The organism is Geotalea uraniireducens (genome assembly GCF_027943965.1).
Lineage (GTDB): Bacteria > Desulfobacterota > Desulfuromonadia > Geobacterales > Geobacteraceae > Geobacter > Geobacter uraniireducens.
This window is the reverse complement of the sequence record NZ_AP027151.1, coordinates 2,631,892-2,645,939: the sequence shown is the minus strand read 5'-3', so window position 1 is coordinate 2,645,939 and position 14,048 is coordinate 2,631,892. Positions and strand designations below refer to the sequence as shown.

Below are 14,048 nucleotides of genomic sequence, written 5' to 3'. Positions count from 1 at the left end.
TCTTTCCTAGATTTCTCCCGAGGGAGGTTTTTTATGAAGATGACAGGAGCGCGCATCCTCCTTGAATGCCTCAAGCTTGAAGGGGTGGATACCGTATTTGGCTATCCCGGTGGTACCGTCATTAATCTGTATGACGAGTTGTTCAATTTCAGGGAAATCCGGCACATTCTGCCTCGTCACGAACAGGCCGGGGTTCACGCTGCCGACGGCTATGCGCGGGCAACGGGACGGGTAGGCGTTGCCATCGCTACTTCCGGGCCGGGTGCCACCAATACCGTCACGGGTATTGCCACTGCCTACATGGATTCAATTCCGCTGGTCGTGATTACCGGCCAGGTGCCAACGGGGCTGATCGGCAACGATGCATTCCAGGAAGTGGATATCGTCGGGATCACCCGTCCCTGCACCAAGCACAATTTCCTGGTCAAGGATGTGAAGGATATTCCGACTATCGTGAAAAAGGCCTTCTATATCGCCCGATCCGGCCGGCCGGGCCCGGTTTTGGTTGACCTCCCCAAAGATGTGCAGATTGCTACCGACACTTTCCACTACCCCGATAGCATCGAACTGCGCAGCTATAAGCCGACCGTCGAGGGGCACCCGCGGCAGATTGAAAAGGCTGTCGCCATGCTGTTTGCCTCACGGAGGCCGGTGCTGTATGTCGGGGGGGGAGTGATTTCCGCCGATGTCTCCGAGGATCTCTGTGCTTTGGCCCGCCAGATGGGCATCCCGGTTACGACGACGCTGATGGGGCTTGGCGCGTTCCCGGAAGATGACCCGCTTTCACTCAAGCTGTTGGGGATGCATGGTACCTATTTCGCAAATATGGCAGTCACCAATTGTGACCTGCTGATAGCGGCAGGTGCCCGCTTCGATGACCGGGTAACGGGGAAAATTGCCACCTTTGCCCCGCATGCCAAGATTATCCATATAGATGTTGACCCAACTTCCATTCGTAAGAATGTGCGGGTCGACCTGCCGATCGTTGGCCAGCTGAAAGACGTGCTGAGTAAGATGCTCAAAGCGGTTGAAGAGCATGGGAGCAAGATCGAAGAGTATCGGGCCGGGTTGAAACCGTGGCATGCGGAGATTGCGGCCTGGAAAGAGAAGCATCCCATCGGTTACAAGCAGACCTCGTCGATCATCAAGCCCCAGTTCGTCATCCAGAAACTCCGCGAACTGAGTGATAAAGATGCCATAATTGCCACTGACGTCGGTCAGCACCAGATGTGGACCGCTCAATTCTTCACCTTCACCAAGCCGAGGACGCTGCTCTCTTCGGGAGGTCTTGGCACCATGGGCTTCGGCTTGCCCGCTGCCATGGGGGCGCAGGCAGCCTTTCCCGACCGTCAGGTTATCACTATCTGCGGCGATGGCGGTTTCCAGATGAACATGCAGGAATTGGCGACATTGGTCCAGAATCGGCTCCCGGTCAAGATTTGCATCCTCAACAATAACTTCCTCGGGATGGTTCGGCAGTGGCAGGAGTTGTTCTTCGACAAACGGTACTCCCAGACCTGCCTCGAACTTCCCATCGATTTTATCAAACTGGCCGAAGCCTTCGGCGCGAAGGGATTTCAGGCAACGAAGCCCGATGAAGTGGAAGAGACGATCAAAAAGGCCTTTGCTACGCCGGGGCCGGTGATCATGGAATTCAAGATTGCCCGGGAGGAGAAGGTGTTGCCGATGGTGCCCGCCGGCGCATCGTTGAATGAAATGGTGCTGAACGCCTGATACGTCGGACCGACTCTTAGCCGCAGTGATCTATGCAGCGCTGCGCCAGATAATATACGAAGCCTCCGGAGGTTTCCTTAATGAGACATACGATCACCGTCCTGGTGGAAAATGAGTTTGGGGTGCTGTCCCGTGTCGCCGGTCTTTTTTCCGGCCGCGGCTTCAATATTGACTCGTTATCAGTGGCCCCGACCAACGATGAGACAATATCCCGCATGACGATCGTGACCCGCGGCGATGAGCAGATCCTCGAACAGATCAGCAAGCAACTCAACAAGTTGATCGATATTATCAAAGTCATTGATTTTACCGACGGCAGCGCGATCGAACGGGAGATGGCCTTGGTGAAGGTCACTGCCGAAGAGGCACATCGTGCCGAAGTCCTGAGGATCGCCGATATTTTCCGGGCCAAGATTATCGATGTAACTCCCAAATCATACACGATCGAAGCGACCGGTTCCCCTTCGAAGATCGATGCGATCCTCGAACTGCTGCGGCCGCTCGGCCTGAAGGAGTTGGTCAGAACGGGGCCGGTTGCCATCGGCCGCGGGGCCAAGGGTTGGAAGGGGTAGGATTGATGCTGTTGCCCGCGTTACCGGGTGCAGGTTGCAAACTATAAAGTCAGGAGGAAGGTAATGAAGATTTATTACGACAAGGACTGTAATCTGGGCGTACTCAAAGGGAAGAAGGTCGCCATTATCGGCTATGGTTCCCAGGGTCATGCCCATGCCAATAATCTGAAGGATTCGGGGATTGACGTGGTGGTTGGTCTTCGCCCCGACTCGACTTCGGTCAGCAAGGCGACCAACGCCGGTCTTACGGTGTTGCCGACCATCGAGGCGGTCAAGATTGCCGACGTGGTGATGATTCTCCTCCCCGACGAAATCCAGGGTGACGTCTATCGCGAGGAGATCGGCCCTTACCTGAAACAGGGTGCCTATCTTGCTTTCAGCCACGGGTTCAACATTCATTTCGGGCAGATCGTTCCTCGTCCCGATGTCAATGTCATCATGATCGCCCCGAAAGGCCCGGGCCACCTGGTTCGCCACGAATACACCAAGGGGGGCGGGGTGCCGAGCCTGATCGCCGTTCATCACGATCCTGCCGGCAATTCGAAAGACGTTGCCCTCGCTTATGCTTCGGCGAATGGCGGTGGTCGCGCCGGCGTCATTGAAACTTCCTTCAAGGAAGAGACGGAAACCGATCTTTTCGGTGAGCAGGCCGTGCTTTGCGGTGGTATTGCTGCCCTGATCCAGGCCGGTTTCGAAACGCTCGTCGAAGCCGGGTATGCGCCGGAAATGGCCTACTTCGAGTGTCTTCACGAAACCAAGCTCATTGTCGATCTGATCTATGAAGGTGGTATTGCCAACATGCGGTATTCCATCTCGAATACCGCCGAGTACGGTGACCTGACCCGCGGCCCGCGGGTGGTGACCGACGCGACCAAGGCAGAAATGAAGAAAATTCTCTCCGAGATTCAGGATGGCGAGTTCGCCAAGGAGTGGATGTTGGAGAACAAAGCCAACAAACCGGTTTTCAACGCCCTGCGCCGGAAAGGGGCGGAGCATCAGATCGAAGAGGTCGGTGCCCGGCTTCGTTCCATGATGTCGTGGATTGGTGCTTCGAAAATCGTTGACAAGACGAAGAACTGATCCCCCGTTCTGAACAGTAGGTGAGGCCGGATTCGGAGCGCTCTTTTGTCGTCGCCGGCTCCGGCCTCTTTATAGTTTGCCCTGCCGAAGCCTTTCGGCAGGAATTATATCGAATGAGGTTGCCTGATGCGTAATGAGAAGTCGCCTATTGCGGTGGAAGGAATTCCCTTTCTTGCCGGAACCGGGCTTGTAACCGTAGTGCTGGTGCTTCTCGCCGGAGCAATCCCTTTTTGCTGGATCTTTGCCCTCGTTTCGCTCATTTTGACAGGGTTTGTCGCCTTCTTCTTCCGGAACCCGGTGCGGAATGCCCCGGCCGATGACCGGGCAATTATTGCTCCGGCGGACGGGGTCGTGATTTACCTGGGGCCGGCCCGAGAGGAACACCTTGGCGAAGAGATGACCAAGATCAGCATTTTTATGTCGGTCTTCAACGTCCACATTAACCGGGTACCAATGACGGGCACGGTTGAGGATTCCTTCTATGTGAAGGGAAAATTTCTTGATGTGCGCGATCAGCGGGCCTCTTTTGAGAATGAGCAGAGTGGTCTGATCGTCAGAAACGACAGGGGGACAAGAATCGTCGTCGTTCAGGTCGCCGGTCTGATTGCGCGGCGGATCGTCTGCTATGTGACGAAAGGCGACCGTCTTGTCAGAGGAAAGCGCTACGGCCTGATTCGTTTCGGCTCACGCCTTGATGTTTACCTCCCCCGTGAGGTTGCCGTCCAAGTGAAAATGGGCGATAAAACGATTGCCGGCGAGACCATTTTGGGGCTGTTGCCATGAACGGTGAAAAGATCGACATGACGGAAAGCATGCGGAAAGGAATTTACATCCTTCCCAACCTGTTCACGACGGGCAGCCTCTTTGCCGGGTTCTACGGCATGGTTGCCACGATGAACGGTGATTTCAAGTCGGCGGCATTGTGGATTCTGGCCTCTTCCATTTTCGATGGTCTGGACGGGAAGGTGGCACGTCTTACCGGTACGTCGAGCAAGTTCGGGGTCGAATACGATTCGTTGGCCGACTTGGTCTCTTTTGGCGTCGCCCCGGGCCTGCTTATGTACAAATGGGCACTGCAGCCGTTCGGTCGGCTGGGCTGGCTTGCGGCCTTTCTGTTCGTAGTCTGCGGGGCTTTGCGTTTGGCGCGGTTCAACGTTCAGGTCAATACTGTTGAGAACAAGCGTTTTGTCGGGCTGCCTATTCCTGCGGCAGCCAGCATGGTGTCGGCAACAGTCTTGCTTTTCTATCATTTCGGCTGGCCCAGCTCTTACAAAAAGGTTGCGATCCTGGTCTTGATCTACCTGCTTGCTTTTCTCATGGTATCGAATTTTCGCTATTATTCTTTCAAGGATCCCGAACTGATCAAACGGCAGCCTTTTGCATTTCTCGTACTTGCCGTCCTGTTGCTGATTGTTATCGCAGCAGAACCGGTCAAGATGTTGTTCATCATTTTCCTTTGTTATATTGCCTCGGGGATCGTTGGTTTCGTCATGACATGGCCGCGACGGCGGCGCCTTGAAAAGATGATCCACAATAAGCATCATCGCGAGGACCGTTGACCGTCGCTAGCAAGCGTCCGCTGCTTTGGTTATGGCAAAAATTGTTTGAAGGCTTGGAAAATGTTGAAATGAAAAAGATATTTTCTTGACAGCCCTCAGTTATCTATTTATCATCAAACAAATGTCAAAGGCTGTGAAGAGGAGTAGTAGTCCCGATCCTTATTCTCAGAGAGCCGGTGGGTGGTGCGAACCGGTATAAGGAAGGATGAACTCGCCTCGGAGCTGCTCTGGTGAACGGTGCTGCTGCCTGTTAGCTAGAGACGTCGCCCGCGTAAAGGGATAAAGAGGTCCGCTTCGGCGGATGAAAAAGGGTGGTACCGCGGAGATAAGCCTTCGCCCCTTGTTCGGGTGGAGGCTTTTTTTATTCCCCAGTCGCCGGCTGGCGTGACCTGCAGTAGCGTCGGTGGGTGATGGCAATTGACACGAGAAGGAGGTCAACTATGGCAGAATTGCGAACAATCAAGGTTTTCGATACAACACTTCGTGATGGCGAACAATCGCCGGGCAACAGCATGAATATCGACGAAAAACTGCGGGTAGCCAAGCAGTTGCAAAAACTCAACGTCGACGTTATTGAGGCTGGCTTTCCGATCGCGTCGGAAGGGGACTTCGAAGCGGTCAAAAGGGTTGCTCAGTCGATCAAGGGGCCTGAAATTGCGGGCCTTTGCCGGGCCAACGACAAGGATATCGATCGGGCATGGGAAGCGCTCAAGTATGCGGGTGAGAAGGGGCGGATTCATACCTTTATCGCCACATCTGACATTCATATGAAACACAAGTTGAAGATGTCCCCGGCAAAAGTGTTGGAGGCCGCCGTAAAGGCCGTTCGTCGCGCCAGTTCGTACACCCCCAATGTCGAATTTTCGTGTGAGGATGCGGTCCGTACGAACCTCAAATTCCTGGCGGAGGTGGTAGAGGCCGTTATCGATGCCGGGGCGACAACGGTTAATATCCCTGATACGGTGGGGTACACGATCCCCTTCGAGTATTTCAATATCATCAGCCATTTGAAGCAGAATGTGCCCAATATCGAGAAGGCGGTAATATCCGTCCATTGCCATAACGACCTGGGGCTGTCGGTGGCCAACTCGATTGCTGCCATTCAGGCCGGCGCTGGCCAGGTCGAGTGCACGATCAACGGGATCGGCGAGCGGGCAGGAAACTGTTCGCTGGAGGAGTTCGTCATGGCAATCAGGACCCGGCACGACATTCTGCCATTTAGAACCAATGTCGCTACCGAGCAGATTGTGCCGGCCAGCCGGCTCCTGTCAACGATCACCGGGATAAGTGTCCAGCCGAACAAGGCAATTGTCGGGGCAAATGCCTTTGCCCACGAGTCGGGAATCCATCAGCACGGTGTCTTGATGGAAAAATCCACTTACGAAATCATGACTCCCGAATCAATCGGCCTGAAGACGAATATCCTCGTGCTTGGTAAACATTCGGGCCGTCATGCGTTCAAGAAGCGGCTGACCGAACTTGGCTATGAATTTTCCGACGATGACCTGAACAAGGCTTTCGAACGGTTCAAGGCGCTGGCCGATCTGAAAAAAGAAGTGTATGACGAAGACCTCGACGCCATTGTCGCCGATGAAGTGATGCGCTCGGCCGAAAAATTCAAACTAAGCCATATTACGGTAACCTGCGGTTCCTTTGCCGTGGCGACCGCTACCGTCCAGATGGAGATTGACGGCACCTCGGTGAGGACCGCCGAGCTTGGCGACGGCCCTGTCGATGCGACCCTTAAGGCGATCAAGAAGCTGAGTAAATCAAAGGCTCGGCTGATGCAATACAATGTCGGGTCGATTACTGGCGGGACGGACGCCCAGGGTGAGGTCACCGTCCGGGTGAGTGAAGGAGATCAGACGGTTGTCGGCCGTGGCTCTTCGACTGACATCATTGAGGCGTCAGCCAAGGCATATATCAATGCCCTGAATCGCCTTCATTTCAAGAGCGAGCGTCTCCACGAGAGCTTGTAAAGGGGGGTGGGGCGGAAAACGGGGATGAAAAAACCCGCTGGGATTTCCCAGCGGGTTTTCATTTTTAGCGGAATCGCTGAAAAGCCAATTAAATCTTTCTGACGTTGGCGGCCTGCAGCCCTTTGGGGCCGGTGACCACATCGAACGTTACTGCTTCACCTTCGGCAAGGGTTTTGAACCCTTCCGACTGGATGGCGGAGAAGTGAACGAAGACATCTTCGCCGTTCTCCTGCTCGATGAAACCAAAGCCCTTGGCATCGTTAAACCACTTTACTTTCCCTTGTGCCATTTTCCTACCTCCTTTGGGTGCCTCCGGAGCCAAGCCGGAACTTCGTGTGATGCGGCTTAAGTTTCCGGAGTCTTGAGGCAGGAAAACCGTGGAGCGCTTGTGCGGCTTTGTCCAGTTTTCATTTGCTGCGTAAAGCTTCCGAAACTTGCTGCAGTTATCACGTTAACATTGAGTAATTAAGCTGTCAAGGAGTTTTTGCTTTTAAAACGTGTTCAGTTTTCGGATGAACGCAATCAGTAAGCCATAGTGTTTGTGGTCGAACTGCAGACAGATGCGCGGCAGCTGGAGCAGGTCAGGCTCGTCTGCTTCCTCTGGTAATGGCGGACAACGGACTATGTGAGTCTCGGGATGCAGCATCTCTGGAAACTCGCTTTCCAACTCAAGGATCTGCTCGTCAGTCAGTTCCTTGTTGAGTCGGATGATTAAACGTTCATGAGAAAAACGGAGCGAGTGGTAGTTGCGGTAGAATTCCGTAATTGTGCGAACTGCCTCGTCCTCGTCGCGGGTTATCGTGAAAATGGAGAAATCTTCTGCCGAGATAAAACCTTTGCCGAGGATGCAGGAGGTTACGAAATCAAACCAGTGATCCCAGTAGCCATCATCGTCGTCGATCAGTACTAGTGGCTTGGGGGACGTTTTGCCGGTCTGGATCAGGGTGAAGACTTCCATCGCTTCGTCGAGGGTGCCGAAGCCGCCGGGAAAAACGGCGATGGCATATGCTTCCTTGACGAAAGCGACCTTGCGATTGAAGAAATATTTATAATTGATTAGTCGCGGATTTTGCAGCATTACCGGGTTCGGTTTCTGTTCAAAAGGGAGCCGAATGTTGACGGCAAACGAGTTTTCACTTCCCGCTCCTTCGTTGCCGGCTTGCATGATCCCCGGACCACCACCGGTGATAATCATGTATCCCAGGTCAGCAAGCCTTTTGCTGAAGCGAACGCATTTCTGATATATGGGTTCGTCGGTTTCGGTGCGGGCAGATCCAAAAATGGTTACCTTGCGCTTTTGACGATACTGGGCGAAGACATTGGTCGTGTATCGCATTTCCTTCATAGTATTGTTGAGAAGCTTCAGGTCGGCAAGGTAGCTGCACTCCTGGCCGGACTTGAGCGCAGAGATGATCATTTCTCTGATCAATTCCGGGTGGTGAACGGTCCCTACCAAGCCGATCAGTGTGTCGATCAGCCGGTCCGCTTCGCCGTTGGTGCGGGAAAAGCTGAGATTCATGGGCAGATAATGCTCCTCTCCTCGATAAAAAATTTGCGCATTATAGCATTAGCGCTGAAGGTGGCGCAATTGTTAAACCCCGTCGAACAATAATTAAATTGATTTGTCGCAATGGTTTGATTACAGTGACAAAACATCAATCTCACTATGAGGGTAGTCGATATGGGTAAGACCACAGCAGAGAAAATTTTTGCCAGTCATCTGGTCGATGAACCGTTTCCCGGGACGAAGGTGCTGAAGCTTGATGTGGTAATGTGCCATGAAATTACCACGCCGATCGCCATTGCTGACTTGATGGCCCGTGGCAAGGATCGTGTCTTTGATCCGTCGAAGATCAAGGCGGTGATCGATCACGTTACCCCAAGCAAAGACACCAAGACTGCTACCCAGGCGAAGATGCTGCGTGACTGGGCGCGCCGCCACAATATCAAAGATTTTTTTGATGTGGGGCAGAATGGGGTCTGTCATGCACTGTTTCCGGAAAAAGGGTTTATCCGGCCCGGTTACACGGTGATCATGGGCGATTCCCATACCTGTACCCACGGTGCTTTCGGTGCCTTTGCCGCCGGCGTGGGGACGACCGACCTGGAGGTCGGCATCCTCAAGGGGGTATGTGCCTTCCGTGAGCCGAAAACCATTCGCGTTAATCTGAACGGTTCTCTTCCGGCCGGGGTTTTCGCTAAAGATGTCATTCTCTATGTGATCGGGCAATTGGGCGTCAACGGGGCTACGGATCGGGTTATTGAGTTCCGGGGGCCGGTCGTTGAGGCAATGACCATGGAATCGCGGATGACCTTGTGCAATATGGCCATTGAAGCTGGAGGGACTTCCGGAATTTGCATGCCCGACATGGTAACAGTCGAGTTCCTCTGGCCGTTCATCAGTGATCAGTATCCTGCCAAAGAGGCGGCGCTGGCTGATTTCCACCGCTGGTGCTCCGATGATGATGCCTGTTACGAGCAGGTCTTCGACTTTGATCTGTCGGCACTGGAGCCGATTGTCACCTTCGGCTATAAACCCGATCAGGTCAAGTCGGCCCGGGAACTGGCCGGTACTCCGGTCGACCAGGTATATCTCGGCTCGTGCACCAACGGCAGGCTCGAAGATCTGCGGGTGGCCGCCAACATCCTCAAAGGGAATAAGATTGCTCCGAATGTCCGCGGCATCCTTTCTCCTGCCACGCCGAAGATTTACCGTGATGCCCTGGCAGAGGGAATTATCGATATTTTCATGGAAGCCGGTTTCTGCGTCACGAACCCCACCTGCGGCGCTTGCCTCGGGATGAGCAACGGGGTTTTGGCGGAGGGAGAGGTGTGCGCTTCGACGACAAACCGCAATTTCATGGGCCGAATGGGCAAAGGGGGGATGGTTCACCTGATGTCGCCGGCAACAAGCGCTGCCACTGCCCTTGAGGGTGTGATCGCCGATCCGCGCAAATATCTGTGATCCAGTAGCAAGCGGCCGCAGACGCCGCTTTACCATCTTTACACGAGGAGTTGACGATGAAATCTTTCGGCGGACCCATTCTTTGTCTCGACCGCTCAGATATCAATACCGATGAAATAATTCCGGCCAAATATCTGACCGAAATTACCAAGGAAGATCTGAAACCGTACATCCTGGAAGATCTCAAGTTGCCGGGATTTGATCCGAAGGGTGAGAAGACCCTGACTGCCCGGGTTATTGTTTCCCGGGGGAACTTCGGCTGCGGTTCTTCTCGCGAACATGCCCCCTGGGTATTCGAGGTCAATGACATTACCGCTGTCATCGCCGAGTCGTTTGCCCGCATTTTCCGCCAGAACATGTTCAATTGCGGGATGGCCGCCATCGAGCTGCCTGCAGAGCAGATTGACACGCTGATGAAGTACGCCGCCTTTCCCGATACCATCATTGCCATCGATATAGAGCGGCAGCAGATAACAGTGCGGGGCGGGGGGCAGGAAGAGCAGTTTGCTTTTGATGTTTCTCCCTTCGACAAGGCGCTGGTCCTCGCGGGGGGGTGGGTCGATTACGCGGATCAAAAGTATTGAGTGGCATGTTGCCGGCTGCTGCACCCGACGGGGGCCTGCGCTTTTTTGTGCAGACCCCCGTTGTCTTTAGGGGGCGGTTTCCCACCCCTTTTTTGTTGACTCCCAGGCGGTTCATGTGGTTATTAAATGTTCTTACATTTTTTTGACACGCAAGGCTCCCGAATGTTGCAGCGATCCGTATTCATCGTAACCGTAATTATCACGCTGCTGACGGTCTCTCCGCTCCGTGCCGAGGAGCAGCCAGCTGAGAAAGGCACTGTTTTTACGTTCTGGCCGCTGGTTGATTACCGAACGAGTCCTCGAGAACATTTCAGCAACCTGTCGCTACTTGGGCCGCTAATCAAGGTTCAGCAGCAGGGTGACGAACGGACCGTGGCGGTTCGGCCGCTCGTATACCGTGAAGCCGATCGTCAAAGCGATTCGTCGACGACCGATTACCTCTATCCGATCGCCTCCTCGGAAAGTTCTCCAGCTGTAACTACGCTGCAGGTGCTGAAACTGTACCAGGCGAACATCTACCGTCGGGATGAAGGGCCGGCGGCCGAAAAATCGACGATGCTGTTCCCGTTTTATATCAGCGGTGTTTCGAAGAAATACGGGCCGTACACATCGGTTTTTCCGATATATGGTGACATTTACGAGCGTTTCTGGCGTGATGAATATCATTATGTCTTGTTTCCCCTTTATGGACGGACTGTCAACAAAGGGACCACTACCCGTAACTACCTGTATCCAATTTTTTCGCTGATTTCCGGTGATCATGAGTGGGGCTTTCAGTGCTGGCCCCTCTATGGCCAGGCGGAAAAGGATGGAGTCTATCGCCGCCGTTTCGCGTTGTGGCCGATTTTCATGCAGGAAGAGCGGGGACTTGATACCGACAATCCGACCAGAAAGCTGATGGTGTTGCCTTTTTATGCCGCTACCGATTCTCCGGAATTGACGAACCGGTATTATCTCTGGCCGTTCTTCGGTTATGCCAACGACCGCCGGAATAAAGTGGATGAAACCTACTATCTCTGGCCGTTCATCATGACGGCGCGGGGTGAGAGGACAGTCAATCGCATTCTCCCCTTTTACGATGAGGAGCGGGGGAAGGAAACGCTGAAGTACTGGTATCTCTGGCCCCTCTACCGGCACGACGAAATTACCTCGGCTAGTTTTGTCGAAAAAAACGACCGGATTTTGTACTTCCTCTTTACTGATAAGCGAGAGCAATGGCCGGTAGATGGAAAAGAACGTCGGCAGATGGCTTTGTGGCCGCTGTTTACTTTTGACCGCGATGAGCACGGCATCAAGAATTTTGCTTTCCTGGCGCCGTTGGAACCGATCGTGTCCCGGCCAGGGATTGAACAGAGCTGGTCGCCGTTGTGGCGGATATACGTCCAGCGGTGGAACGATGCGGGTGATTCGGCCGTCTCTTTCCTGTGGAATCTCTACTGGCACGAGCGGCGGGGGCATGACCTTGCCTATGAATTCTTCCCGCTCCTTGCCTATCGTTCCGAGGCTGACGAAACCGACGTCCGGTTGCTGAAGGGACTCGTCCGGTACCGGGTAGTTCACGGCAAGGCCACTTTGAGTTTCCTCTGGCTCCCCTTCGGCATTAGTTGGCAGAAGGCTGCCGGAACTGCTGCTCCGGTTGCCACTGAAACAGGAGGCGAACCATAAATGGGTGCCTTTGAGAAGATCGGGAAAAAGGTCATTTCCTTTCATGAGATTGTCGGCGAGATGTTGGTTCTTCTGGGCCAGACACTCTATTCGTTTCGCGAGGCGCCGCGAAACATCCAGAGCATCTTCACCCAGATGGCGATCATTGGCTATGAAACGCTGCCGATTGCATCGGTGATGGCCTTTTTCGTCGGGATGGTTCTGGCGCTGCAGACGGGTGGTGAGCTCCAGAAATACGGCACCCAGACGATCATTGGTGGAATTGTCGGGTTATCGATGGTCCGGGAGTTAGGGCCGGTGATGACCAGTTTTCTTGTCGCGGGCCGGGTCGGTTCCGCCATGGCCGCCGAAATCGGCGTCATGACCGTCTACGAGGAAATTGACGCCTTGCGGACTCTCGACATCAACCCGGTACGCTATCTAGCCATGCCGCGGCTTATTGCTTGTCTCATCTGTGTGCCGGCCCTCGTTGTCTATGCCGATGTCGTCGGTATCATCGGTGGTGCCCTGATCAGCCATCTCCATCCAAAGATTTTTATTTCATATTCGACGTATTACGATAGTATGAAGACGGCGCTGAAACTGAACGAAGTCGGCGCCGGACTGTTCAAATCAACGGTGTTCGGCGCAATCATCGCGCTGGTTGCCTGTTATACCGGATTCAAGACGTCGGGCGGTGCCCGGGGGATTGCCCAATCGACCACTAGAGCTGTCGTGCTTTCGTTCATGCTGATTCTGGTGGCGGACTATTTTCTGACTCGCATCCTCCTCTGACGGGAGGAGATTGAGAGGCATTGCAGATGGCTTTGCCGCTGCGGTCCTTCGGGCTCCGCAGTGGTGACAGGAGGCGATGGAATGGCATTTTCAACGGAAAAGAAGGTAGGTTTCTTCTTTGTGATCGGGTTCGTGCTCCTCGGGATCATGCTGGAACTGGGTGAGCGATGGAATCCTTTCGAAAAGAATATTCCCTACAAGACGTATCTAAAGAGCACGACAGGGCTGAAAATCGGTGATCCGGTGCGTTTGGCGGGGGTTGAGGTCGGCAAGATAACCGGTATCGGTATCGATGACAGCCGGGTGCGGGTCGATTTTGATGTCAAGCCGGGAACGACCATCAAGACCGATTCGGTGGCGACCATCCGGTTGACAAATCTCCTTGGTGGCCAGTTCCTCGGGATTTCCTTCGGCTCGCCGACGGCGACGGCTCTCCCGCCGAACAGTGAGGTGCGGAGCAGGGAAATCGCCAATATTGACGTCATTGTCGATAATGTCAGCGATCTCGCCAAGGATGCCAAATCGTTGATTAATGATCTGAATACCAACCAGCACGAAGTACTGACGAAAATTTCCACCATCCTCGACGAGAACCGGGCCGGTTTGCACGGTGCCATTCTCAATATGAACAGTATCACTGCCAAAATGGACCATGGTGATGGTTCGCTGGCCCTGCTGCTGAATGACAAGTCATTGTATAACAATACCAACCAGTTGACCGCCAGCCTGCGTAATATCTCGACCAAGCTTGAAAAAGGCGAGGGGACGCTCGGGAAACTAATCAATGACGACGCTTTCTATCGTGATGCCAAGGGGGCGATGGCGAGCATCAACGACGGCGCCAAGGATTTCAAGGAGATCGCCGGCAAGATCAATCGCGGCGAAGGGAGTGTCGGAAAACTCGTCAATGATGACAGCCTGTACGTAGAGATGCGGGACGCTTCGAAAAATCTCAAGGAGGTCGCCCAGAAGATTAATGACGGGCAGGGAACTCTCGGGAAACTGGTGAACGACGACAAATTGTATCGGGATACCACCGCGGCGATGAAGAAGGTGGAAAAAGCGGCGGATGGTCTGTCGGACAGTGGCCCGATCTCGGTTTTGGGGAGCGTGATCGGCACTCTCTTCTGACCCGG

General features: G+C 54.0%; 13 protein-coding genes and 1 other annotated feature. Of the genes, 11 read left to right on the top strand and 2 right to left on the bottom strand.

Annotation, left to right across the window (positions count from 1 at the left end; all coding sequences use genetic code 11):
- Positions 1-33 precede the first annotated feature (33 nt).
- From ilvB to QMN23_RS12375, 6 genes are all read left to right on the top strand, one after another.
- Positions 34-1,734: a biosynthetic-type acetolactate synthase large subunit gene (ilvB, locus tag QMN23_RS12400; protein WP_281999640.1), complete on the top strand. Its 1,701-nt coding sequence runs from the start codon at positions 34-36 to the stop codon at positions 1,732-1,734.
- 80 nt (positions 1,735-1,814) lie between these two features.
- Positions 1,815-2,306, top strand: coding sequence for an acetolactate synthase small subunit (gene ilvN / locus QMN23_RS12395; protein WP_281999639.1), 492 nt, complete (start codon positions 1,815-1,817; stop codon positions 2,304-2,306).
- Positions 2,307-2,369: 63 nt separating this feature from the next.
- Positions 2,370-3,386 carry a ketol-acid reductoisomerase gene (ilvC, locus tag QMN23_RS12390; RefSeq protein ID WP_281999638.1) on the top strand — a complete coding sequence of 339 codons (1,017 nt, stop codon included), beginning with the start codon at positions 2,370-2,372 and terminating at the stop codon, positions 3,384-3,386.
- Between the two features lie 126 nt (positions 3,387-3,512).
- Positions 3,513-4,169 (top strand): phosphatidylserine decarboxylase family protein, encoded by a 657-nt coding sequence (locus QMN23_RS12385; protein WP_281999637.1) that lies wholly within the window; start codon positions 3,513-3,515, stop codon positions 4,167-4,169.
- The gene (gene pssA, locus QMN23_RS12380; protein WP_281999636.1) at positions 4,166-4,945 is read left to right on the top strand and encodes a CDP-diacylglycerol--serine O-phosphatidyltransferase; all 780 of its coding nucleotides are present in this window, start codon (positions 4,166-4,168) and stop codon (positions 4,943-4,945) included. Before QMN23_RS12385 ends, pssA begins: the two co-directional genes overlap by 4 nt.
- A gap of 124 nt (positions 4,946-5,069) precedes the next feature.
- Positions 5,070-5,289, top strand: a binding site (T-box leader).
- 96 nt (positions 5,290-5,385) lie between these two features.
- Positions 5,386-6,924, top strand: a complete 1,539-nt coding sequence (locus tag QMN23_RS12375; protein WP_281999635.1) for a 2-isopropylmalate synthase — start codon at positions 5,386-5,388, stop codon at positions 6,922-6,924.
- A gap of 88 nt (positions 6,925-7,012) precedes the next feature.
- On the opposite strand, the gene QMN23_RS12370 is transcribed toward QMN23_RS12375, so the two are convergent.
- Entirely contained in the window at positions 7,013-7,213 is a 201-nt protein-coding gene (locus QMN23_RS12370; RefSeq protein ID WP_281999634.1) for a cold-shock protein, read from the bottom strand.
- 201 nt (positions 7,214-7,414) lie between these two features.
- A complete protein-coding gene (locus QMN23_RS12365; protein ID WP_281999633.1) occupies positions 7,415-8,443 on the bottom strand; it encodes a TIGR00730 family Rossman fold protein in 1,029 nt (342 codons plus the stop codon).
- A 162-nt stretch (positions 8,444-8,605) separates the two neighbouring features.
- Between QMN23_RS12365 and QMN23_RS12360 the strand changes: the two genes are divergently transcribed.
- The 5 genes from QMN23_RS12360 to QMN23_RS12340 all read left to right on the top strand — a co-directional run bounded on the left by QMN23_RS12360 (position 8,606) and on the right by QMN23_RS12340 (position 14,043).
- Complete coding sequence (locus QMN23_RS12360) at positions 8,606-9,889, top strand: 3-isopropylmalate dehydratase large subunit (RefSeq protein WP_281999632.1); 1,284 nt, start codon at positions 8,606-8,608, stop codon at positions 9,887-9,889.
- 56 nt (positions 9,890-9,945) lie between these two features.
- Entirely contained in the window at positions 9,946-10,473 is a 528-nt protein-coding gene (locus QMN23_RS12355) for a 3-isopropylmalate dehydratase small subunit (RefSeq protein WP_281999631.1), read from the top strand.
- Positions 10,474-10,599: 126 nt separating this feature from the next.
- Positions 10,600-12,138, top strand: coding sequence for a hypothetical protein (locus QMN23_RS12350; protein WP_281999630.1), 1,539 nt, complete (start codon positions 10,600-10,602; stop codon positions 12,136-12,138).
- Entirely contained in the window at positions 12,139-12,912 is a 774-nt protein-coding gene (locus tag QMN23_RS12345; protein WP_281999629.1) for an MlaE family ABC transporter permease, read from the top strand. It abuts the gene before it with no gap.
- A gap of 81 nt (positions 12,913-12,993) precedes the next feature.
- On the top strand, positions 12,994-14,043 hold the full coding sequence (locus QMN23_RS12340) for an MlaD family protein (RefSeq protein WP_281999628.1): 1,050 nt from the start codon (positions 12,994-12,996) through the stop codon (positions 14,041-14,043).
- Positions 14,044-14,048 lie beyond the last annotated feature (5 nt).

Coding starts and splice junctions, on each gene's coding strand:
- ilvB (WP_281999640.1), top strand. CDS start 34: ATGAAGATGACAGGAGCGCGCATCCTCCTTGAATGCCTCAAGCTTGAA.
- ilvN (WP_281999639.1), top strand. CDS start 1,815: ATGAGACATACGATCACCGTCCTGGTGGAAAATGAGTTTGGGGTGCTG.
- ilvC (WP_281999638.1), top strand. CDS start 2,370: ATGAAGATTTATTACGACAAGGACTGTAATCTGGGCGTACTCAAAGGG.
- QMN23_RS12385 (WP_281999637.1), top strand. CDS start 3,513: ATGCGTAATGAGAAGTCGCCTATTGCGGTGGAAGGAATTCCCTTTCTT.
- pssA (WP_281999636.1), top strand. CDS start 4,166: ATGAACGGTGAAAAGATCGACATGACGGAAAGCATGCGGAAAGGAATT.
- QMN23_RS12375 (WP_281999635.1), top strand. CDS start 5,386: ATGGCAGAATTGCGAACAATCAAGGTTTTCGATACAACACTTCGTGAT.
- QMN23_RS12370 (WP_281999634.1), bottom strand. CDS start 7,213: ATGGCACAAGGGAAAGTAAAGTGGTTTAACGATGCCAAGGGCTTTGGT.
- QMN23_RS12365 (WP_281999633.1), bottom strand. CDS start 8,443: ATGAATCTCAGCTTTTCCCGCACCAACGGCGAAGCGGACCGGCTGATC.
- QMN23_RS12360 (WP_281999632.1), top strand. CDS start 8,606: ATGGGTAAGACCACAGCAGAGAAAATTTTTGCCAGTCATCTGGTCGAT.
- QMN23_RS12355 (WP_281999631.1), top strand. CDS start 9,946: ATGAAATCTTTCGGCGGACCCATTCTTTGTCTCGACCGCTCAGATATC.
- QMN23_RS12350 (WP_281999630.1), top strand. CDS start 10,600: ATGTTCTTACATTTTTTTGACACGCAAGGCTCCCGAATGTTGCAGCGA.
- QMN23_RS12345 (WP_281999629.1), top strand. CDS start 12,139: ATGGGTGCCTTTGAGAAGATCGGGAAAAAGGTCATTTCCTTTCATGAG.
- QMN23_RS12340 (WP_281999628.1), top strand. CDS start 12,994: ATGGCATTTTCAACGGAAAAGAAGGTAGGTTTCTTCTTTGTGATCGGG.